At 50.9% G+C, this 24,272-nt stretch carries 14 protein-coding genes; 9 read left to right on the top strand and 5 right to left on the bottom strand.

From position 1 onward, the window contains the following. Positions 1-258 precede the first annotated feature (258 nt). The 4 genes from avs3a (at position 259) to NXT09_RS10460 (ending at position 9,715) form a co-directional block, all read left to right on the top strand. On the top strand, positions 259-6,537 hold the full coding sequence (gene avs3a / locus NXT09_RS10445) for an AVAST type 3 anti-phage nuclease/ATPase Avs3a (RefSeq protein ID WP_268579633.1): 6,279 nt from the start codon (positions 259-261) through the stop codon (positions 6,535-6,537). Then, entirely contained in the window at positions 6,530-7,201 is a 672-nt protein-coding gene (gene avs3b, locus NXT09_RS10450; protein ID WP_268579634.1) for an AVAST type 3 anti-phage protein Avs3b, read from the top strand. Before avs3a ends, avs3b begins: the two co-directional genes overlap by 8 nt. A 98-nt stretch (positions 7,202-7,299) precedes the next feature. Beyond that, positions 7,300-7,980 (top strand): DUF1889 family protein, encoded by a 681-nt coding sequence (locus NXT09_RS10455; protein WP_268579635.1) that lies wholly within the window; start codon positions 7,300-7,302, stop codon positions 7,978-7,980. Positions 7,981-8,527: 547 nt separating this feature from the next. Then, entirely contained in the window at positions 8,528-9,715 is a 1,188-nt protein-coding gene (locus NXT09_RS10460) for a CocE/NonD family hydrolase (RefSeq protein ID WP_268579636.1), read from the top strand. A 70-nt stretch (positions 9,716-9,785) separates the two neighbouring features. Here NXT09_RS10460 and NXT09_RS10465 read toward each other — a convergent pair whose 3' ends face one another. The 4 genes from NXT09_RS10465 to NXT09_RS10480 form a co-directional block, all read right to left on the bottom strand. Then, the gene (locus NXT09_RS10465; RefSeq protein WP_268579831.1) at positions 9,786-11,033 is read right to left on the bottom strand and encodes a multidrug effflux MFS transporter; all 1,248 of its coding nucleotides are present in this window, start codon (positions 11,031-11,033) and stop codon (positions 9,786-9,788) included. Positions 11,034-11,144: 111 nt separating this feature from the next. After that, positions 11,145-14,234, bottom strand: coding sequence for an efflux RND transporter permease subunit (locus tag NXT09_RS10470; RefSeq protein ID WP_268579637.1), 3,090 nt, complete (start codon positions 14,232-14,234; stop codon positions 11,145-11,147). After that, positions 14,231-15,340, bottom strand: a complete 1,110-nt coding sequence (locus tag NXT09_RS10475) for an efflux RND transporter periplasmic adaptor subunit (RefSeq protein ID WP_268579638.1) — start codon at positions 15,338-15,340, stop codon at positions 14,231-14,233. The genes NXT09_RS10470 and NXT09_RS10475 overlap by 4 nt, the downstream gene beginning before the upstream one ends. Positions 15,341-15,432: 92 nt before the next feature. Further along, on the bottom strand, positions 15,433-16,047 hold the full coding sequence (locus tag NXT09_RS10480) for a TetR/AcrR family transcriptional regulator (RefSeq protein WP_226301486.1): 615 nt from the start codon (positions 16,045-16,047) through the stop codon (positions 15,433-15,435). 86 nt (positions 16,048-16,133) lie between these two features. Between NXT09_RS10480 and NXT09_RS10485 the strand changes: the two genes are divergently transcribed. The 3 genes from NXT09_RS10485 to NXT09_RS10495 all read left to right on the top strand — a co-directional run bounded on the left by NXT09_RS10485 (position 16,134) and on the right by NXT09_RS10495 (position 20,459). Next, positions 16,134-17,606, top strand: a complete 1,473-nt coding sequence (locus NXT09_RS10485; protein ID WP_268579639.1) for an efflux transporter outer membrane subunit — start codon at positions 16,134-16,136, stop codon at positions 17,604-17,606. Positions 17,607-17,925: 319 nt separating this feature from the next. Next, positions 17,926-19,230 carry a lytic murein transglycosylase gene (locus NXT09_RS10490; RefSeq protein WP_268579640.1) on the top strand — a complete coding sequence of 435 codons (1,305 nt, stop codon included), beginning with the start codon at positions 17,926-17,928 and terminating at the stop codon, positions 19,228-19,230. 110 nt (positions 19,231-19,340) lie between these two features. After that, positions 19,341-20,459: an alkene reductase gene (locus tag NXT09_RS10495; protein ID WP_268579641.1), complete on the top strand. Its 1,119-nt coding sequence runs from the start codon at positions 19,341-19,343 to the stop codon at positions 20,457-20,459. On the opposite strand, the gene NXT09_RS10500 is transcribed toward NXT09_RS10495, so the two are convergent. Continuing rightward, the gene (locus tag NXT09_RS10500; RefSeq protein WP_268579642.1) at positions 20,460-21,371 is read right to left on the bottom strand and encodes a LysR family transcriptional regulator; all 912 of its coding nucleotides are present in this window, start codon (positions 21,369-21,371) and stop codon (positions 20,460-20,462) included. 308 nt (positions 21,372-21,679) lie between these two features. Here NXT09_RS10500 and NXT09_RS10505 point away from each other — a divergent pair, with 308 nt between their 5' ends. Next, positions 21,680-22,006: an EthD family reductase gene (locus NXT09_RS10505; RefSeq protein ID WP_240583330.1), complete on the top strand. Its 327-nt coding sequence runs from the start codon at positions 21,680-21,682 to the stop codon at positions 22,004-22,006. A gap of 312 nt (positions 22,007-22,318) precedes the next feature. Then, positions 22,319-24,118 carry a translation elongation factor 4 gene (lepA, locus tag NXT09_RS10510; RefSeq protein WP_240583331.1) on the top strand — a complete coding sequence of 600 codons (1,800 nt, stop codon included), beginning with the start codon at positions 22,319-22,321 and terminating at the stop codon, positions 24,116-24,118. The last annotated feature ends 154 nt before the right edge of the window (positions 24,119-24,272 follow it).

Raw genomic sequence — 24,272 nt, forward strand, 5'->3', positions numbered from 1 at the left:
GTTTGGGGTTTGGGGTTTGGGGTTTGGGGTTTGGGGTTTGGGGTTTGGGGTTTGGGGTTTGGGGTTTGGGGTTTGGGGTTTGGGCGAATGATTTTAGTTCTTCGTGATAAACGTAGATAAATGGTCATCCGTGCCGATTAAGACGGGAGCGTTTACGCCGCTCAGCTCTATTTCACATCAACTCCATCGTGCAGATAGTCACTTAAAATGTAAGGGGTTATAATCAAGAAGGCCTATCTGAATCTAAGGACAATTTCAATGTCAGACAGCTTGCTTGTTCGAGCCAGTAGGGATGGAGATCAATTTCACTATCTTTGGGCTGCCCGCCGAGCCCTCCGATTGTTAGACCCTAAAGCGTCTTTAACTGCAATTACCATTGAAGGTGCTTCGACAGCGGAAATGGGATCACAACCATCGGTGGAGGAAGGCGAAGAGATCATTGATATTGCCGAATACTATGGCAGTAATGAGTTCGAGCAAGCTACTACTGTCAGATATATGCAATTGAAGCATTCAACATTACATGCTGAAACTGCATGGCCCCCCAGCGGATTACAGAAAACGATAGAAGGATTCGCTAAACGGTATAAAGAACTTTTGCAGCGATTTCCTGCTGAATCCTTGCATACTAAGCTTGAATTATGGTTTGTCACTAACCGCCCTGTCAGTACGAGTTTCAGTGAAGCAATTACAGATATGGCAAATCAACGCCCTCCTCGCCATCCAGACGACCTTGCTAAACTAAAAAAATTCACAGGTCTGGAAGATCAAAGGTTGGTGTCCTTTTGCCAAATGCTTCACATTGAAGAACGACAGGATGGTTACTGGGAACAGCGAAATATTCTCCTGAGAGAATCTAACGGATATCTCCCTGATCTTGACACCCAAGCCCCGCTGAATCTAAAAGAACTTATTACCCGGAAGGCGCTATCAGAAAGTGCATCAGATCCAGCGATTACCAGAATGGATGTTTTACGTGCGTTAGGGGTAGACGAAACAGATCTGTTCCCCGCACCTTGCCTGATAGAGAAAATTGAAAATGTGATACCTCGAATACAAGAGATTTCACTGGTCAAAAATATTGTTGAGTCTATGGACTCACCTATCATCGTTCATGCCGACGCAGGTGTCGGCAAATCAATTTTCTCAACCCGCATTCATCAACACCTGCCTGAGGGGTCAGTCAGTATTCTGTATGACTGCTTTGGTAATGGACAATATCGTAATGCTTCGGCCTATCGTCATCACCACCGAACCGCATTAGTGCAGATTGCCAATGAGATAGCCTCACATGGCCTATGCCATCCTTTAATTCCGAATGCCAGTACTGACATTTCTCACTATATGCGTGCATTTATGCATCGTATTTCTCAGGGAATTTCCACGCTTCGAGCGTCACATCCTGAGGCAATATTGTGCATTATTGTTGATGCCGCAGATAATGCACAAATGGCTGCAGACGAAATCAACGAGTCACGTTCATTTATAAGAGATCTACTCAGAGAGAATATTCCTGCAGGAGTTTGTATTGTTGCACTATGCAGACCACATAGGCAGAGCCTGCTTGATCCACGCCCCGGCACGCCCAGCCTGACGTTACAACCTTTCGACCGTAACGAAACTGCCGCACACCTGCGTGGAATATTCCCGGATGCAAATGAGCAGGATGTGGATGAATTCCATAGACTAAGCTCTCATAACCCCAGAGTTCAGGCGTTGTCACTTTCGCGACGTTTATCACTGCCAGAAACATTGAGATTATTAGGTCCTAATCCCAAAACGGTGGAAGATACTATCGGAGAAGTACTCGAAGCCGCCATCGGCCAGTTGAAAGATGCTACTGGGCATACAGAACGTACGCAGATCGATTTTATTTGTGCTGCACTGGCTGTACTTCGCCCACTCATTCCCATCGCTATTTTGTCTGCCATCGCCGAAATTGATGAATCCGCAATAAAAAGTTTTGTGTTGGATCTTGGGCGGCCGTTAATCGTCAATGGGGATACTATCCAGTTCTTTGATGAACCCGCTGAAACTTGGTTTCAGGAACGATATCGCCCTAAAGAAAAAGAGCTTCGTCAGTTTATTGCCCGACTGACGCCGTTAACAAAAAACAGTGCCTACGCTGCGTCAGTATTACCACCGTTAATGCTTGAGGCTGGGCAGTTTTCGGAACTCGTCACTCTGGCAATGACATCACAAGGGCTGCCAGAAACGAGTCCTATCGAACGTCGTGATGTTGAATTTCAAAGACTGCAGTTTGCCCTGAAAGCAGCCTTACGCCTTGAGAAGTATCAGGATGCTGCAAAACTTGCGCTTAAAGCAGGTGGAGAAAGTGCTGGCGACAGCAGGCAGCGAAAATTATTGCAGGATAATCTTGATCTGACTGCAAAATTTATGGACAACCACAGTGTCCAGGAGCTTATCTCACGCCGTGCCTTTTCTGATACTGGTTGGGTTGGATCACTAAACGTCTACAACTCTGCACTTTTATCGGAATTTCCTGAGCTCTCTGGTGACGCCCGTAGCCGACTGCGTATTGCTCTGGAATGGTTAGATAACTGGAGTTCACTAAATGATGATGAACGCAGCAGAGAAAACGTCACCGCTCAGGATATAGCTGTTATGGCTATCGCCTATCTCAATATTCATGGTGCAGATGAAGCGGCAAGAAGCCTTCGCCAATGGCGACCTCGGGAATTATCTTTCGATGCCGGCATAATCATTGCCAAAAAACTACTGGATCATGGCCGTTATACAGAGCTGAACCAGTTAGCTATTGCGGCAGGAAATGATATTGGATTAATTTTGGCTATTATATTGATTGCCAGACAATTCCATTACCAATTATCTGAACAATCTATAAAGAGAGGCTACCGTTTATTAGCTAGCTCTCATCTGAAAATAAAAATCAGATACTCATTTGATAATCAGACAATAGCAGCAATAACCAGCATGGTTGAAATGGCGCTACAGCTTAATGTCTGTAATGACAACGAAGCTATAACACTTTTAAACCGCTATTTACCCCAATTCGCTCCGAATGCCCTGTCCTCTGAACACAGTAAAGAACGTGTGCAATATATACGAATGTATGCGCTACGCGCTACATTAACTAATTCGCCATTAAGTTTGAGTGATATTGCATCTGAAAAAGTCATTGAAGAGATAAACGCTGAAAGAAAGCATAGTGAATCACAGGAGCTTCGCAAACTAAAGCAATATAGTGGTGTGTTAATTCCTTGGTATAACTTATGGGCTAAAGCTCTTTTAGGGAAAGTATCCAAGGCTGAGTTAGATAATCGACTCGCTGATGCAAAAAAGTTATCAGCGGAAATAAAAGGGTATTCATACTCGGAACATTCCTCTAGTAGTGATGAAATTGCTAATATCTGGTTCGATATTTTATCTGAAGTCGGAGATATTAGCTGTGCTGATATCGAAGAAATCATTGCATGGTATCAGCATAAAGACAATCGGGTCTTTACACCGACATTGCACAGATTTTCCCGTCTTTGCTCGCAGATAACTGGGCTTGAAAAATTTTCATTTATCTTCGCGCAACAGGCACTATCTTTGTGGAAGGATGACCACACTGACGCACAAACCAAAGCTGAGAACTATATCGATATAGCTAGATCGCTTATTTTACTCGATAAGTCAGAAGCTCAAGAATATTTTAACCTCGCTATTGAGGTCACCAATAAACTCGGTGATGAAAATCTGGAACGATGGGGAGCATTACTTGATCTGGCGGAATACATTGCCGACAAAAACATAGCATCGCCAGAAATTGCCTATAAATTTTCACGCTGTGCCGAAGTAACTCGAGAATATGTTGATCGTGATAAACATTTTGCATGGAATGATACGATAAAAGCGTTGTCTGAATTATGCCCATCTTCCACTCTGACCATCATTAGCCGTTGGCGAGATCGTACGTTTGGCGATCACCGAAATATACTGGCGATAACGATAGAACAACTAGTAAAGAAAAATAAAATAAATCCACTTGATGCAACAGCATTAATCCCTTTCCGGGAAGCGTGGGACGAAGATAAGTTGTTGATAGCTGCTTTGCCTTTATGTAAAAATGATCAGGACAAACAAACGCTTTTTCAATGGGTTTATAATTACATCCAATTCACCTCACCTCGTTCAGAAAAATTAACACGAATTAAAACCATAGCTTTGTCCATCGGAATAAATATCACTGATCTTAATATAAACATTTCAGTTGAAGATCAGTCCAGATCAGATTTGGAATCAACAAGCGACCACACCACTGAAACTGACGAAAAAGCTAAAGCAGCATGGCAAAGAGTTTTTAACATGTGTGATTTATCCACATCCGAAGGGATTTCTATCGCATACCAAAACTTCCGTCATGAACCTGATCTCTATTCAACCGGGTTATTTATTCAAGAGGCGATAACTCGTATTAGTTTTGGCAAAGAAAAAGACTTTATTAACGCTTTTGGTAACTTATCTGAGATCAGCCTTTATAGCTTCGGGACTTTTCTTGAATCCATCCCTGAGGAATGGACAACCCGGTTAAGCATAAAAACAGCTATTGCTTCAGTAACCAAAAGTTACTGCCAGCGTTTCTGCATGCTTATTAGAAAGGATCGCTACTACGAAGTGTTCCCTTTTAAGGTTGCCAGCAAACTTTCCGGGCTCAATGAAGATGAGTTAATCAGTATTGTTCTAAATGCGACATCTGAATCACCAGAACCATCAGATTCACGACAGTTGTTTAGCCTTGTCGGGCTATTGGTTAATAGATTGACCCCAGAAGAAGCATTAAATGTTCTGTCTTATGGACTGGACTTATTCAATGAAGTATTGAAAGAGGAAGATGGTGATGGCCCATGGGGACCTACATTAATTCCCCCAACTCAGATAGAGGATTCTCTTGCGGGGTATATATGGGCCAGGCTAGCGTCGCCAGAATCAACCGTTCGCTGGGAAGCCGCCCATGCAGTTCTTATGCTTTGTCGACTAGAACGTTCCGAAGTGCTTCAAGGAATATTTCAATATGCAGAAAATTGCTCGACGCAGCCTTTTTGCGATCGCAATCTTCCCTTCTATACCCTTCACGCTCAATTATGGTTATTAATTGCTGTTGCACGTGCTGCACAAGATGACGGAAAAGCATTGATACCCTACACCGATTATTTTTATCGCTATGCCAAAAGTGAACAGCCACATGTATTAATCCGTCTTTTTGCCGCCAGAACCCTGCTCGCACTTAGTGAAGCCAGGTTGATATCTATAACCAATCAAGAAAGGGACAAACTTTGCAACATAAACCAGTCAACATATGACTCTACAGTGAGCCAATCTGAAAGCCTAATAGGCGAAGATTCGTACACTTTTGGTATCGATTTTGGCCCATATTGGTTGAAACCTTTAGGCCGCTGTTTTGGAGTATCTCAAAAACAGCTTGAACCTGAAATGTTACGTATTATTCGCAATGACTTTGGTTTCAAAGGAAGCCGTAACTGGAAAGAAGATGAGCGTAATAAACGACGCTACTATCAAGACAGAGGTAATCATCACAGCCATGGTTCCTATCCACGTGTTGATGATTACCATTTTTATCTCTCCTATCATGCAATGTTCATGTGCGCTGGAAAGCTACTAGCGACCAAACCTCTGGTTGATAGTCGTTACGACGAAGTAGAAGATGTTTTTCAGGACTGGCTCAAAAGACATGATATTTCACGCCGCGATGGCCGTTGGCTCGCTGATCGGCGAGATCCGCAACCCGAGATCAGACCAAGCTGGATTAATGATACTTCTGGTAATCTCAATGAATGGCTGGGATCAATTTCAGAAAACATTTTTGACAAAGCATTAAATCCCGCAGCTGGATTGCTGACCGTATGGGGGCACTGGTCAGAGAATCGTACCGATCGAAGAGAATCAGTTTCCGTTTATACGGCCTTAATTTCACCTGAAAGATCATTCTCTTTACTCCGGGCACTACAAACTGCCGAAAATGTATATGACTATAAAATTCCCTGTGCTGGTGAGGATATGGAAATTGATCATATGTCCTATCAATTAAAGGGATGGATTAAAGACATCAGTGAATATAAAGGCATTGATAAACACGACCCATGGGCTGGTGATGTGACATTCCCGTTACCTAAGCCAGCGCCGTTTATCGTTGAAACCATGAAATTAACTACGGATAAAGACCAGCGAGTATGGCATACCACTCATAGCACCGAACCAGAAATGATCTCCAGTATCTGGGGTAACCTAGCAGAAAAAAATGAAGACGAAAAACCAAGTGGTCATAAACTTTGCGCCTCTGTAGATTTTATCAAAAACGTGTTAACTACATTAAACATGGATCTCATTATAGAGGTTGATGTAAATCGCTACTCGCGGAGTGACAGATATGGGCGGAGTAATGAAAATGAGCTCGAGAATATCCCCTCAAGTACCAGAATCTTCCTCGTTAAACATGACGGAACCTTCCGAACGCTACACGGCAATTATACAACTGGGGAAAAAGTTGGTTGAAGAACTTGAGTTAAACAATTCTGTTGATACGTTAGGCCGTTGGATGGCTCACCATATTGCAGAACTGATTTACGACGCAGAAAATACCACGAATGAAACTATGCGCATCGCGAAACAGTTTGAGATCAGGGACTCTGTTTGGGCCTTCTGGGCTAACCGCTACGAATTACCATTTGGCAATAAGCCATTTAAAGAGCTAGAACCCATCCTAAGGGCTTTAGAAAGTCTTGATCCTGAAAACCAACAGCCGAGATATTTCTTTCCCAACCTAGGGCTAACGAATAGAGAAAAGGAATCTACGGAAACTCAGAAATGGTTAAAAGTGGCCGAAAATATCGATTCGTCTTCAAAAATCCTGATTGATTATTGCCTCTCTTTAGCCGCAGAAAATTCTATTGATAAATCTCAAGAATGGGTGGAACTGGCACAAAAAGCTGGATTAGACGACATTGATCTAATTGAATTTCGTATTTTTCAATTACGTGGTAACCCAGCAAACACAACTCATCCCAGCAGTTCGCAACGGCGAGTTCTGGAAAAACGACAAAAAAATCTTGCCGCATTTCTTTCATTGGCCACTCAGTTAGACGAACAACTCAAATCACAACTTGAGGCCCTACCAGCAATTGAAGATGAGCCAGAAAAAGACGGTGACGATGTTTAAGATGACACATTTTTAGTATTCATTACAATTAAATAAACATATTACGCTCTAGCCCAAAATGTCGAGGTCCCCCTTGACATTTAGTAAAAGGAGTTTTCATGTCAGTATCCAGATTTTTGATAGAGAACAACGGTTCAAATCAGAACAATATAAAGCTCGCCATAAGCAAAACCTATCATCTATGCAAAGATGCAGGACTGCAGCGAATCACATTGTTGTTCCCTGCAAAGGGAACATTTTCTCACTCTGATATTGCAACATTTCTCGGCGAGCAAGCAGCAAAGGCTTTACTAAAAAACCAAAAGGTCGATTTGGGTAACAACATTCTGTTGGATTTTAATATTCCTAAAAACTTTTCTGTACATGGCAACCATGACATTGTGTTAGCGACATATCTAACTGATAAAGACATGGATATTGTTGATAGTGCTCGAAACGTCGATAGCATCGTTTTCTTACCCTGGTCAGAGGTCGAAGGTAAACGCTGGTTATCCACATGGGCACCTGAGATAGTCGGCCCATCGACCTGGAAAGTGCAAAAAGCACAGCTATTACCCCCCGTTGGGGACGAAATTCTACGCCTAGGTCGTTGCATCAACATGTCAACAGGACTTAGTCATCCATCGGATAAAGACATGGCAAAACGAATTTTCACCAGCCTAAAAAAGCAAGGATTCAGAGCAACAGAAGAAGAGATCAGGCAGTTCGCAGTCAATAACGGCTGGGAACCCGTTAGAGCGAAAGAGCTAGCTAGTTTTGCAAAGAAATATATAGGGTAGTAAAGATTAAAAAGCTAACTCGTTGTATGTTCAATCCGAGCTAAATTGGTGGTCATTCTGGTGGTCTTGACAGAAAGTAAATTCAGGTTTAGCTTACTTATTAGCCAGTTACTGGCAAAGGCGATCCCAGTCAGAGGAGCCAAATTTAGAAAATCCCGCTTAAGGAAACTTGAGCGGGATTTTTGTTTTTATCATTTTATTCAATGCCTTCACGTAAAAAGTCTTCCCGACGCACATTTCGTTTTCCCTCTGCATCGGGAGAATCTGGTGGTCAGATTCGGGTTCACGTTGGTTCGATGACGGAGTGACCCCCAAAGATCTCTTAACGACTTTCTCGTAACAACTGTCTCATAACAACGCGAAACCCCACGCCCCTCAAACCTTCTGATAACCCCTTAAAACTACCCGACTCACACGGCCTATGCCTTTAATTTAAACCACTGCTCAATAGACCTTCTGTTGCCGTTGAGGCCGGAGTGAATACCTGATATTCATCCGACAGTTTTGAATGAAAAGACCTCATCAAACACCAGCCAAGGTAACAAAAATGCGACATCACTCTATAGCCAGCTTTACCAGAGTAACCGTCATTACTGCATTGTTTGGTCTCACCTTTTCTTCCATCGCCGCACCACCGAATGTTTCGCTACAACATGCTTCACTACAACACCAGCAATTCGACGGCCTGATCAGAGAGCCGCTTTCATTGCAGGTCACGCTGGATAACGGTAAGCCCGCCATACTCGATGCATTTGTCACGCGGCCAGTCAGCCAGACAACACTCCCTGTGGTGATAATCACAAATGGGACCGTGGGTACTGCCGAATTTGATCGCTGGGAAATGAACCCAAACCGCGCATCGTCGACCGCGCTTGCCTTTGCAAGCCACGGTTATGCTGCGGTTACCGTTCTGCGGGAGGGATACGGTTATTCAAGCGGCGGAGCTGAGTATTTAGGCGGTTCCTGTAAGCAGCCGCTGCATAAGCTGGCAGGAGAAAAAGACACCCGAGATATGCTGGCGGCGCTTGCGGCAATAAGACGCCAGCCCTGGGCCTCTCAGGACAAAGCGGTGCTGGCCGGTATGTCCGCAGGTGGCTTTGCCGTGCTGGCAACCAGTGCGGTTAACCCACCCGGCGTCCAGGCTATCATCAATTTTGACGGAGGTCGGGGTTCCATCGACGGCAAGTCACTTTGTGATAGACCCGGTTTGATTAACGCATTCACCACATATGGCCTCACGGCACGCATCCCTTCTCTGTGGCTCTATTCCAGCAATGACCAATCGTTCACCCCAGAAATGGGCAGAGCCTTTTCTGAGGCCTATCGCAGCGGTGGAGGTAAAGCGGAATTTATTGAAATGCCTGCTTTTGGCAAAAATGGACACGTCTTTATGGATACCGCTCCAGAAAGTTTCTGGTGGAAAACCGTGGCTGGATTCCTTGCACAGCAACACTTGCCATACGAGGAAGTTGTCACCCTACCAGTAACGCACCTTGCTTCCCCCGCAAACCTTAATAACAGCGCAGGCAAAAAGGCGTTCAAAAAATACGAAGCGGCGCGGCTTTATGAAAAAGCGTTTGCGACAGGCAAGGACGGGGCATGGGGAACAGCATACTGGGCGCGAACCGGTCGTGAGGCCGCTAATGCAGCCATCAAGAGCTGTGAAACATTCCAGCGCAAAGGGGCAACCAGTTGCACGGTCTATGCCATCAATGATGAGGTTGTCGCAAAGTAGATCTGTCATGGCATCGGGAACCCCTTCGGGGGTTCCGCATCGGGTTAATCAAGCAGGTATTTTTACAGCATTACGCCTTTGAGCGCGTATTCGCTCTCGTCAGTGAGCCACTGAGAAACAATATTAGTGCTATCAGACAGGCCGTCGCCTGTATACCGCCCAGCGTTGTGACCGCGGGAAACGTCAGTACCGAGCCCAGCCAGGTTGTTATCGCCGCCATTCCCATCGTCAAAAAACCAAGCAGCGCGGATGCCAAGCCAGCTTCTTTCCCGAAAGGTCCCATCGTAATGGCCGTTCCCAGTGGATTGGCTAAGCCCATTCCCCAGAGGAAGACGATCATCGACAAGGTATACCCGCTCAGGCTTGGCGCTTCCGGCCCAAGCAGGAGCAAGCCCCCACCGGCTAACGCGGTAGCGAGCCCCACCGACGCAATCCTTCTCGGGCCATAACGGCGAGCCAGTCGCGGCGCGGCCATTCCAGCACCAAAGACCACGAACACGGTGGAGGCAAAATAGAGCCCAGCTTGTAGTGAGGATAGACCGATTCCACTCATCAGAATCGCAGGTGCAGCACCGAAAGAGGCAAACAGGCCGCTCATCAACAGACTCATCGACAGTGCCGGAAGGATAAATTTCCCATCCACAACCAGCTTGCCGTACGCCACGATGACGCTCGAAAGGGAGCTCGGTGTGCGACGCTCAGCGGGATGCGTTTCCCCCAACCCGTTAGCATAGAAGACGGCGATGACAAAAGCGGCCAGCCCCACCAGTATAAAGATCGCTCGCCACCCCAATGTGATAGTCAATACGCTCCCCACCAGCGGTGAAAATCCAGGGGCCGCCGCGGTCGCGATCATCGTCAACGATAGCGCCCGCGCCAGCGTTTCACCGTCAAACAGATCGCGTGCAATTGCGCGTGCTAACACTGCCGCCGCGCAGATGCCCAGCGCCTGAATCACTCTTCCAATGATCAGCGTTTCAAATGAACCAGCCAGGCCACCGACTACCGTACCCACGATGAATAGCGAGAGACCGCCCAATACCAGTTTCTTGCGTCCATAACGGTCCGACAACGGCCCGACGACCAGTTGAGCCAACGAGAAGGTGATAAAAAAGCTGGAAAGCGTCAACCCCAGTTCACGTGCCGACGCCCCAAGCTGCTCGCCAATATCGGGAAATGCCGGAAGAATGATATTGGTAGACAGTATGCTAATAGCCGAAAGGCCAGCCAATAGCGCGACAATTTTTCCGGTTAATCGCGGGCCTCCGCAGGAATGGGGTTTTGCCATCATTCCAGTGGATGTACTTTCAGTACTCATGATTACCTCAACGGCGGTGACTGGCGTAGGAATACGCTCCGCGCCAGCAGGCTGGATGGCTCTCGCCACACGGTGTGTGGTGTGGCGAGGGCTTGTCACACGGATTGCGGTTTATACCGATACGGGTTTATCGACATGCGTCTGATTATCGGGCCGTATTTTGAACCAGATGGCGTACATTGCTGGCAGGAAGACCAGCGTCATGATGGTTCCCCCCAACGTGCCGCCAATCAGCGTGTACGCCAGCGTGCCCCAGAAGACGGAATGGGTAAGCGGAATAAACGCCAGAATCGCCGCCATCGCCGTCAGCAATACGGGCCGGGCTCGCTGCACCGTTGCTTCCACCACCGCATGGAACGGATCGAGGCCTTCCTTCTCGTTATGGTGGATTTGTCCGATCAGTATCAGCGTGTTACGCATCAGGATCCCCGATAGTGCGATCAGTCCGACAAGCGCATTAATACCAAACGGCTGGTTGAAGAGCAGCAGCGTTGGCACCACGCCAATCAGCCCCAGCGGTGCGGTGAGGAAGACCATCACCATCGCCGACATTGAGCGCACCTGTAAGATGATGATCAACAGCGTGATAGCAATCATGATAGGAAACAGCGGTGCCATTGCTTTGGTCGCTTTTTCCGATTCTTCGATCGAGCCTGCCTGCTCAATACGGTATCCGGCGGGCAGCGTATCAATGATGGGCTGCAGTGATTTCACAATAGCCGCGGACACATCCGGTGGCTGCAATGTTTCGGCGATGTCACCACGAACGGTAATCGTCGGTGTGCGGTCCCGACGCCGAAGCACAGGATCTTCCATTCGTACCTCGACCTCACCGATCTGCGACAAAGGAATACGTTGGCCAGCCGCTCCAACTAACGTAAAGCCTTCTATTTTTGCGGGATCGCGGCGAATATCCCCCGCGGCGCGCCCCACGACCTGCACAGAACGAATGTCTTCACGCACAGACGTAATCGGGACGCCAGAGAGCAGGAACTGGAGTTGCTGAGCAGCCGCGCTTGATGTCAGCCCTACCGATTGCAGCCGATCCTGATCCAACGTGAAATGCAGCGTCGGCACCCGCGGGCCCCAGTCGGTGTTGACCGTCCTCATCATCGGGCTAGCCTGCATCACCGCTTTCACTTTATCGGCAATCTCACGCAATGTGGCAGGATCCGGCCCCATGACGCGGTAGGCAACAGGAAAAGGTGAATATGGGCCAAACACCAGTTGCGTCACGCGGACACGCGCTTCGGGCGCTAGCCCGCCAGCCGCGGCTTCACGGATACGGAATTTAAGTGCCTCACGCGCTTCCTGACTGTCCGTCAGCACGACAATCTTCGCAAACGACGGGTCGGGTAACTCAGGTGCCATCGCCAAATAAAAACGCGGTGAGCCCTGCCCGATATAGGACGTGACGATTTTTGCTTCGTCCTGTTGTTTCAGCCAGTCTTCGATCTTCGCCGTCGTGATACTGGTCTGTTCAATGGACGTGCCATAAGGCATCTGCACCTCCACCAGTACTTCAGGACGATCGGACGTTGGGAAGAATTGTTTCTTGACCACCCCCATCCCGAGAATAGCCACAACAAACAAGACGATAACGGTGCTGGCAACCACCCATTTCCGCGCGATAACACTCGTCAATAAGCGGCGAAATTGGTTGTAATGGCGGGTATCGTAGATGGCGGCATGTCCCCCCTCCACGGTTTTGATTTCCGGCAGCATCTTCACCCCTAAATAAGGTGTAAAGACCACAGCAACCACCCAGGAGGCTATAAGGGCAATGCCGACTATCCAGAACATGTTGCTGGTGTACTCACCGGCGGTGGACTGCGCGAAACCGTTAGGCATGAACCCCACGGCGGTTACCAGCGTACCGGCTAGCATCGGGGCAGCCGTATGGCTCCAGGCATAGGCTGAGGCTTTTATTCGGCCATAGCCCTCCTCCATTTTCACCACCATCATCTCGATGGCAATAATGGCGTCATCCACCAACAGTCCCAGCGCCAGAATCAGCGATCCTAACGTAATGCGATCGAAATTCTTACCGGACGCTTCCATCACGACAAAAACAATCGCCAGCGTCAGTGGCACCGCGGCTGCGACAACAACCCCCACACGCCAGCCCATGCTGACGAAACACACCGCCATCACCACCAGCAATGCGACGAAGAATTTGATCATGAATTCATCAACGGACGAGCTGATATTCACCGATTGATCGGTAACCTTCGACAGCGTCATCCCCAGCGGCATGCCTTCATTGATCTTGGTGGTCTCCTCATCCAGCGCTTTCCCCAACGTTAAACCGTTCCACCCTTCACGCATCACCACGCCCAACAACAGCGCTGGCTCGCCTTGATTACGGACTAAAAAGGTCGCGGGATCTTCATAGCCACGGCTGACCGTCGCCACATCCGACAGTTTCAGTGTTCTGCCCTGTGCGACAATCGGCGTGTTGCGAATTTTCTCCAGCGTGTCGAAGGCGCCGTCCAAACGAAGAAAGACCTGCGGGCCGTCTGTTTCAATCGAACCGGCTGGCGTCAGTACGTTTTGGTTGTTCAGCGCAGAGAAAATGTCCTGAGGAGAAATCCCCAGCGTCGCCAGTCGGTCATGCGAGAACGATACAAAGATCCGTTCAGACTGCTCCCCGATAATATTGACCTTCTTCACGCCCGGCACATGCAACAGACGCTGACGCAACGATTCGGCATCACGAACCAGCACACGCTGGGGCTCGCCTTTCGCCTTCAGTGCAAAGAGCGCAAACGTCACATCCGAGAACTCATCGTTGACCATCGGCCCAATAACGCCCGCCGGCAGGTTTTTAGCTTCATCGCCGAGCTTTTTACGCGCCTGATAGAACTCCTCCTGTACCTGTGAAGGAGGCGTACTATCGAGCAGCGACAGCATAGTGAAGGAGAGTCCCGGACGCGTGTAGGTTTCTGAGCGGTCATACCACTTCAGTTCCTGCATCCGCTTTTCTAACGGTTCGGCCACCTGATCCTGCATTTCCTGAGCGGTCGCCCCTGGCCATGCGGAGATAATAGTCATCTGTTTGACGGTGAACGGTGGATCTTCTGCCCGCCCCAGTTCGAAGAACGAGAGAATACCGGCCACGGTAATCAGGATAATAAGGAAGAGCGTGATGGCGCGTTCGCGTACCGCGAGCGCCGAAAGGTTGAAGCGTGGCTCACTCATGGTCGGTTCCCCGCCGTGTCGGCAGCACGCGATTCTGCCATGCGGATCTCTTCGCCTTCATGCAGCAGATGCGCGCCCAAAGCCACAATCTGTTCACCAGGCTGTAGGCCGCCAGTGACTCTTGCCGTGTCATCACCCAACCCAAGCACGCTGACGGGATGCCACGACACCTTCATGGGCTCACCAGATATATTCCACACACCCGGCCCTTTCCCCGCATCATAAAGCGCGGCAATAGGTACCTGAAGAACCTGCTCAGATAGCTTATCTTCTGCAATATTGAGTGTGACGGTGGAACCGAGCGGCGCGTTCGCCAGCGCGCCTTCAAGGACATAACGTGCTTCAAACGTGCGGGTCTGAGGATCGGCAGCATCGGACAGCAGCCGCAGTTTCGCGGGAATGGCAGGATTACCAGAGCCGTATCGCATCGCCATGGCTTCGCTCCCGGCCACGGGGCGTAGCGTCTCAGGCAAATGTACGACGGCCTCCCGTTGCCCCGCACGCGCCAGCCGGATAACAGGCTGCCCAGCACTAACCACCTGCCCAGGTTCCGCCAGCGTGTCGACCACCACGCCATCGGCGTCGGCCATCAAAACGGCATACCCCGTGGCATTGCGTGCCACATCGGCCTGAGCCTGCGCGGCGCTCAGCTCCGCTTTCGCCGTCTCGGCCGCCGCCTTGATCTGATCGTACGCTGACGCGGAGATGGCACCTGCGGCAACCAGACCTCGATAGCGTGCTTCATCATCGGTAGCCTGCTTGGCACGAGCCCGCGCAGCGGTAACCGCCTGCTGTTGGGCTTGTGCTTGTAAACTGAGATCGACGGGGTCCAAACGCATCAAAGGCTGACCACGTTTGACGCTTTCGCCGGTATCGACCAGGCGTTCAAGTATTTTGCCTTGCACCCGAAAACCAAGGTCGCTTTGAATGCGGGCGACAACGACGCCAGTAAACGAGCGCGACGTCTCGGCGGCACTCAACACGGTAGCCGTTCTCACCAAAGGAGGCTGATTGCGTGGATCGTCAATATTGGTAGCGTCGCCGCACGCCACCAGGGCGAGAGGCAACAGGCAAACAGCAAGAGTGGTGGATTTGAGCCGAAGCATGGGTTCCCTTCTTAAATGAGCAGGACAGAAACCGCATTCTCCAACTAGTGACCAATATTGTCAATGGTCACTTTTTTAAGATGCCAAACGCCTTAAGGTGACAGGCTACGCAATATCAACGACGACAGTAACACCGCAGCAGACGCCGCCTCATCCAGGTTGTATTGCAGTTGAGCGGGAACGATGTAAGGGCGCATGACCAGATAGACGGCATCCGCCGCCTCATCCAGTGGCGTCTTGCGCTCAAACTCCCCAGACTGCCGTCCCTCCAGAAGAATTTGCTGAATAAGCTGGCGTAGTCTTTCTTCATGTGCCGCCGCCGAAGGCCACCGATCGCGGCTGGCGACCGCAGCAATATCGTATAGCTTACGATCGTGAAAAAATAAGTCACTCCCCGCTTCCGTCAAGGATCTAAACAGGCGTCTTAGTTTTTCTGACGCCGTTGGTGCCTCGGCAATCGCTGAGTTGACAATATCCATAATCATCGCCAGCCGGCTGGCACAGATCACTTCGCCAATCGCCTGCTTGGAATCAAAAAATTTGTAGATATATGCCTTAGAAAAACCAATCGCTTTGGCTAAATCGGACACGGTTGTCTTTTCATATCCAAAGTGTCCGAAATGCGCTTTGGCCGCTTCCACAACCTGATCTCGAACGCTATGGTCCAACGGCCCGCGTGGGGGATGTGTATTCGTATGTTTAGTCATTTTTGAAGCTTAGCTCACCGAGCCCTGATTGACAACAAGTGACCAATTGGTAATATGGTCACCACTTTTTGACTCAAGGAATTCCTATGTTATCCCTTCGTACCCTTTCCTTGGTTGTGACTACGAGCTTAATGGCAGGTTGCGCCGTTGGGCCGGATTATCACCGCCCAGATGCGCCGCTATCGGCGCGTTATCAAACGCAATCCGCCGCAGAACGATCTGTCACAAAGGCAGGGAACGCGACTCAGGCTGCCGACGTGGCGGTCTGGTGGGAAAGTTTCAATGATCCCTTACTGAGCGAGTTAGTTTCAAGTGCGCTCGCACAGAATCTTGATTTAGCCCAGGCGTCCGCACGCATGAGTCAGGCACAAGCTGGGCTTGGCGCAGCAACGGCGGCTTTGCTGCCATCTGGCAATATCAGCGGACAAGGCGCCCGCGCCTATCAGTCGATTGAAACGCCACAGGGCCGGTTGCTTAACGCGGTTCCTGGCTATAATCGCTACGGCAATGCCTATGAAGCCGACCTTAACGCCAGTTGGGAGCTTGATGTATTCGGTGGCCTGAGACGCGGCCGTCAGGCGGCACTGGCTGACTATCAGGCTTCCGAGGCAGGCGTCGCGGCCACACGTCTGGCCGTCGCCGCTCAGACTGCTGATATCTATATCACTCTGCGCGGCTTACAAACGCGTCTGGCGATCGCCACTAGACAGGTCAATACGCAGCAAGAACTGCTGGATAAAGTACAGTTACTTCACAGCAAAGGACTGGCTCCAGAGTATCAGGTACGCCAGACCGAAGGGGAATTGGCGCAGGTTCAGGCCACCGTGCCAGTTCTCCAGACAGGGCTTGATACCGCGATGAACGCATTAGACGTTATGCTCGGCACACCTCCCGGCACCCATCGAGCCCAGCTGTCCACCTCACAGGCCATTCCACAGCCTCCGACGCTCATCGCAACAGGGACACCCGCCGATTTGCTGCGCCGCAGACCCGATATTATCGTGGCCGAACGCCATCTCGCGGCATCCAACGCCCGCATCGGAGTAGCCATCAGCGAGTACTATCCTAAATTCTCGCTCAGCGCCTTGCTCGGTAGTGCAACGTCGGTGTCGAGCGGCAATCTGTTCTCCAACGGTGCCAGCCAATCGGCGGGCGTGTTGGGACTGCGCTGGCGACTCTTCGACTTCGGCCGCATTAACGCTCAGATCGATCAGGCGAAGGGACAAGAAGCCGAAGCGCTGGCGGCTTACCGCCTGTCGGTACTCCGTGCGACCGAAGATGTTGAGAACGCCTTCTCGGCTTTGGTCAATCGCGAGACGCAGGCCGCAACATTAACCGCCGGTGAGACCGCGTTAGCCAGCGCGCGGCAGTCATCTTTCATCGCCTATCAGAAAGGAACGAGCAGCCTGATTGACGTCCTTCACGCCGATGAAACCCTGCTACAAACCTCCGATGCCAGAGCTCAGGCGCAAACCGAATCAGCACGAGCGGCCGTTGCCACATTCAAGGCGCTCGGCGGCGGTTGGCAGCCTCCAGAAACCACAGCGAAAGCGCAATAAGATACGCACGAACCTGAAGGTGGACGCCGCAAGACCAAACCGAGTGTCGCGGCGGGGAGCAAAGCCAGCGGCAATACGCCGTTACGAAAACAGAAGTAATACTTACGGATGAGTGTGGTTAGTGACACTTGTATCAATGGTTGTCTGTATATTCTGACGTGTTGCTGCACTATTACTTTAAGAGAGGTTGCACGATTTCATGGTGGTGCCCGACAACGGTGATTCGGTAGTGACGTTACGGGCCTGCTTTCGACACGCATCTGTACCCTACATCACTCGCGTTGCGGTGTGATGGGTATCTCTCTTATGGAACAGTCACATGGTCAATAACAGAACGCAGGCATCATCCATGCTGGTGATGTCGAGAGTCATGGTGTTGATGATCGGTTCCGGTGTGTTGAGTGCATGCGCTCACACGCCTCATGAATGCAAGGATATTAGCGGGTTACTACAATCGCACGGCGTCACTGACACGTCCACGGGTCTTCCCACGCCCGACAAAAGCACGGAGCAATGGAAAGCGGAGCTGCGCCAGGCGGCGCTTTCTCAGGGAATCACGGCGGAGACCTTTGATAAGGCGTTTGCCGGCCTGACACCGGACAGCGACGTGGTGGCGGCCACGCAAAAACAGCCTGAGTTGGTCACCCCCGTGTGGACCTATCTTGAACAGCGGGTCACGCCGGAAAATATTACGCAGGGGAAAACGCTGCTTAAGCAATACGCGGACGTCGTTACGCGCATCAATCAGCGCTATCAGGTGGATCCGCCACTGCTGTTCGCCTTCCTCTCCATTGAAAGTCATTATGGTGCCAATACCGGTAACAAAGCGGTCATCCGCTCACTGGCCACGCTGGATTACTACAATTATCGGAGGGCGTTTAACCGGCAGAACCTGATTGCGGCGCTGCGTATGATTCAAAACGGCAATGCACGGCCAGAGCAGATAAAAGGATCCTGGGCCGGCGCCATGGGGATGCCTCAGTTTATACCGACCTCTTACTTGCAATACGCCGTTGATTTTGATGGCGATCGCCACCCTGATATCTGGACTTCTTTCCCAGACACGCTGGCGTCGGTGGCAAACTATATGCAGCAGGCTAAATGGAAGGCGGGCGTTCCCTGGGGGGTTGAAGTGAATCTGCCCAGCGGTTTTGATTATTCCCTTTCCGGTATGGATAACCAGAAAACCGTCGCTGACTGGCAGGCGCTCGGGGTAAAAACCGCGGAGCCCAGAGATCTAACATCGCTGTCTTCGGAGAAAGCCTCGATATTGCTGCCGGTCGGGAAGAATGGCCCGGCGTTTCTGGTGACGGGAAATTTCCGCGCCATTCTGCGGTATAACAATGACGTGTCCTATGCGCTGACTGTCGGCTTGCTGTCGGATAACTACCAGCACGATACGCCAGTACGCAAACCCTGGCCGCGTCAGGAAACGCCGTTAACACGCAAAGAACGCGAGGCGCTGCAAATTCTGCTACAGGAAAAGCAGCTCTATCAGGGCGCAATTGACGGCAACATTGGCCGCGGTACCACGCAGGCAGTCCGCACCTACCAGCAACAGGAAGGGTTACCGCCGGATGGCTACCCCGACCATGCCTTGCTTGACAGGCTGCGCTGCCAGTAAACACCGTGAAGACAGGTAGAATTTATGGAACATCTGTTCGGAACAGACAGGTGTTCCCTCCTCCCCTTCCTTTCCCCATCATGGTCGGTACTTAATAAAAGGACCGAAACATGGACAAATTATTTACCTCATTCATCGTCGGCGATACGGCACTCACTAACCGTATTGCGATGGCACCGATGACCCGTTCTCGCGCACGCCAGGGCGACACCGCTGACGAACTGACGGCGACGTATTACCAGCAGCGTGCATCCGCCGGGCTGATTATTACCGAAGGTGCGCAGATCTCCGTTCAGGGTCAGGGCTATCTTTTTACGCCGGGCATTTATAACGACGAGCAGGTGAAAGGCTGGGAAAAAACGACGCGAGCCGTTCACGAGCGCAATGGCAAAATCTTCATTCAGCTCTGGCACGTCGGCCGTATTTCTCATACCAGCTTGCAGAATGATGGCAATGCGCCAGTCAGTTCCGTTGCCGTCAGAGCACAGCATTCAACCTGCTACGCCTGGAATGAAAACGGTCAACCTGGGCCCGTACCGGTCACGACTCCCCGCGCGCTGACAAAAACTGAGATTGCATCCGTGGTACAGGATTACGTCACCGCCGCAGAGAATGCTATCCGCGCAGGGTTTGACGGCGTTGAAATCCATGCGGCCAATGGCTATCTGCTGGAACAATTCATCAATGGTGGACTGAATATCCGTGATGATGAATACGGCGGCGCGCTTATTGAGAACCGCCTGCGTTTCGTGTTGGAAGTGACTGATGCGGTGTCACGCGCTATCGGCTCAGAGAAAACGGGGATCCGGCTGGCCCCCTTCGGACGTCTCTTCGATATGCACGCCTTTGAGGGAGAAGAAGAAACATGGCTACAGCTGGCGGCCAAACTCAGTGAACGTGCGCTCGCGTATGTCCATCTCAGCGATCAGAAAACGCTCGGCCAACAGGCTATTCCTGACGGGTTCGTCGAGAAATTCCGGGCAGCCTATGACGGCACGCTGGTTATCGCAGGCGGCTTCGATAAGCAAAGCGCCGAAGCCTATCTGCAAGAAGGAAAAGCTGACCTGATTGCGTTTGGTCGGCCATACATTGCCAACCCTGACCTCGCCGAGCGCATGGCACACGACTGGCCGTTGAATGACGTCAATCGAGCCACCATGTACGGCGGCACGGAGGAAGGCTATACCGATTATCCGTTCTATTCAGACGCTGCCGACGACAAAAAATAATCAGTCCAACTGGCCGTCTTCTGCAGCCTTAATCAGCGTATCCACCACGTGGCGTATCTTGGGCAGCAGTTGGCGGCTTTTAGGCCATAGCGCGCTGATCGGCATTTCACCACCGGCGTGGCGGGCAAGCACCTCTTTCAGCTCGCCACGTTCAAGATATTGACCGACCAGCCACCGTGGCAGTTGAGACAGGCCACACCCAGCAAGCGTGGCGGCCAACATCGCATCACCGTCAGCAAATTCATGCGTGGGCGGTGGCGTATAACGCGTCGTCTGCCCGCTATCATCCTTCAGAAGCCATGTGATAGGCTGATTCCGGCGAAAACCCACCACACAGTGATGTTGGCTCAATTCATCCACCGACATCGGTTCGCCGTGATGCAGCAAGTAGTCCGGTGCAGCGCAAATGACCAGCTTCTGAGTTGTCAGCCGCCTCGCCACCAGACCGCTGCTGTCGGCCAGTTCACCGATGCGAATAACAAGATCAATTCCGTCTTCAATCGGGTCAACAAACCGTTCGCTGAAGGTCACGGTTAACGCCAATTCAGGATAGCTGCGGGTGATGTTCAGCAGAACCGGAAGAATGCGCTGCCTGCCGAATGCCGCAGGCAAATCCACCCTGAGCCGCCCCGCAGGCTGGCAGATGTGAGACGTCAGCTCGGCTTCTGCCTGCTCAAGAATATCCATGGCGCTCTGACAGCTGATCAGAAAGCGCTCACCGTCCGGCGTGAGGCTGAGACGACGCGTAGATCGCTGAAACAGCTTTAGTCCGAGCCGCGCCTCAAGCCGGCCGACGCTCTTCCCTACCGCAGATTTCGTCAGGCCCAGCCGCTCGGCCGCAGCGGTAAAGCTGCCCAACTGTGCCGTGGTAACAAAGGCGTTGATGCCGCCCAGATGATCGGTTGTACGCATACTCAATGGTCCATTAAGCGTATCAGGCCCAGCCCGCATGCCTGATTTGAAAGATAACGTCCTGCGGACGTCGCGGGCTCCAGACTGCATTTCACATCACGATACCGTTTACTTCCTGCCGTGATTGTTGAATTTATGTCTACATAGAGGCGAATGAAAGCCGGTTTATCATGAAATAAAAAACAATCATAGTGATGCCCGAATTTACCGCGATGCCTCAAAGCAAAAAACCGTGAGGCAACGGCACGAGCACGACAGCCTCAGTTATCGCGGGAATAACCCAGAAGGCATCGACACCGGAGAACGTTATGGCAGCAGTAGCAGGCTTTAAACACGTGGGTTTTATTACTCGTAAGCAGGGTCAGAGCTTTGACGAGTTTGTGAAACACTGGAATGAGGTGCATACCGAAATCGCCCTGCGCCTGCCGGGCTTAAAGGGATACGTTCTGAATCCTATCGATCGGGAACAATACCCAGACTCCCCGGTGGATGGCTTCTCTGAACTGTGGTTTGACTCCATCGAAGACGCGATTACCGCCTTCAACTCGCCAACGGGTAAAGAAGCCTTTGAGGATGTTCCCAATTTTGCTGACCACGTTGCCGTCACGTACATCACGGAAATAAGAAAGCGCTGAGAGACTCTGGGGTTCCCTCTGAGAACGTGGATGTCAGAACCTCGGCGGCATAGGGAAACCCAACTCAGTGAGCAGCCCTCTGGAATAGATATCGCATACCGCGATCTGCGTATTTCGTTCTCGGGGAGCCACTCATAGCAATAATCATCTGTTGCTGCGCTAAAATAAAACGCGTTATCATTACCGCGGCTATTCACTTTTACATCTTTTGATTTTCATCTTCGCTGAATTTTTTCAGCGCGAATTTCTATGTCTGTTCTCAACGTCGCACGCGATACCGAGCCAGACATCATGATGTGAAAGGCCCTTTCTATGTGTACACCTCAAATTCGTAATTTCTGCATTATTGCCCATGTCGATCATGGCAAATCCACCCTCGCCGACCGCTTTATCGAACTGACTGCAACCGTCGCCCAACGTGACATGCGTGAACTGCTGTTGGACTCGATGGAGATAGAACGGGAACGTGGCATCACCATCAAATTGCAAACCGTTCGAATGAGTTATTGGGATGAGAAGGGTCAGCGGTATCAGTTCAATCTGGTGGATACACCGGGGCACGTCGATTTTTCTGCAGAAGTCTCCCGCAGTCTCGCCGCCTGCGACGGTGCGATTCTTCTGATCGACGCCACACAGGGCGTTCAGGCACAGACGATCGCCAACCTCAATCTCGCCCGACAGCAAGGGCTGACTATTCTGCCCGTTCTGAACAAAATCGACAGCCCACAGGCTAACGTGCCGCAGGTGATGCAGCAGTTGGCGGCGATTCCCTCGTTGGATATCAGCACCGTGCTGAGTGTCTCTGCCAAAACGGGTGAGGGTGTGGCCGAGGTACTGAACGCGATTGCCCACCATTTTCCGGCACCAACAGGGCTCGCCGATGCCCCGCTACGCGCGCTGGTGTTTGATTCACATTACGATCCCTATCAGGGGGCCATCATGCATGTGCGCGTGGTGGATGGCGGTATTCAGGCTGGTTCAACGCTACATTTTATGTCATCAGGAACACGTTTTGAGGTCACCGAAACCGGCGCTTTTTTCCCCCATCGTCAATCTTGCGCCGCGTTGGGAAACGGTGAAGTCGGTTATCTCGCTGCTGGGTTGAAAGACGCCGCCGCCATCCGAGTGGGCGATACGCTGACGCTAGCCGAACACCCCGCGACAGAACCGGTTGCTCGCTATCAGGACATGAAGCCGATGGTGTTTTCTGGGCTCTATCCCGATGCGGACGACGATCTGAAAGGCTTGCGTAACGCCATGAATAAGCTGTCACTTAACGATGCGGCGTTGCACTGGGTTCCCGATGTTTCCGCCTCACTGGGTGCAGGCTTCCGCTGTGGTTTTCTTGGGATGTTACATATGGATATTGTTCGTGAACGGCTCAAGCGTGAATACGGTATCTCCGTGATTGCCACCGCGCCCAGCGTGGAATACCGCGTCACGTTACATAACGGCCAATGCCTGACTATCGATAATCCGGCCCATTTCCCCGGAGAGGACGTGTTGCACTTCGTCGAAGAACCCTATGTTATCTGCACCATTAACACGCCGAACGCCTATGTCGGCACGTTGATGGAGTACTGCACCTCGCGCCGTGGAGAGTTTATCGACATGCAATATCTCGATAACGGTAGCGTGACATTACACTGGGATTTGCCGCTCAATGAGATGATCTTCGGTTTTTTTGATGCACTGAAATCGCTCACACAAGGTTATGCCACGCTGGATTATGAACCTGGTAGCTACCGACGTTCCGATTTAGTGCGCTGCGATATCTACCTCGATAGCCAGCTGATCGATGCCTTTTCCTTCATTATCGCCCGTCATAAGGCATGGGCGCGGGCAACCGAGATCGTGAAAGCGTTGAAGTACGTGATTCCGCGTAAGCTGTATCCCGTTCCTGCTCAGGCAAAAATCGGTAATCGCGTTATCGCACGCGAAGACATTCCCCCGCTGCGTAAAAGCGCATTGGCACAAGGTTTTCAGGGCAGCCTGTCGCAGAAACAGCGACTGATCCGTAAACAACGAGAAAATAAAAAGCACAACGTTGGGTTCTCAAAACGAGACATTCCACGCGACGCGTTTATGGCCATTCTGGCGATTGACGCCTAATTACTGACGGAGAAAACACAACGAGCGGGCGGATAGAACGACGCGCTATCCGCTCCTTCGTTTTCCTACTAACTTTTCCTTGCCGGCCGATGACGGACAGTATCTTTTATACTGCCGATAATTTATCCTCTTCCGCCTTTCGTCATCGACCGAT

This window comes from Pectobacterium jejuense, from assembly GCF_026800125.1.
Classification (GTDB): domain Bacteria; phylum Pseudomonadota; class Gammaproteobacteria; order Enterobacterales; family Enterobacteriaceae; genus Pectobacterium; species Pectobacterium jejuense.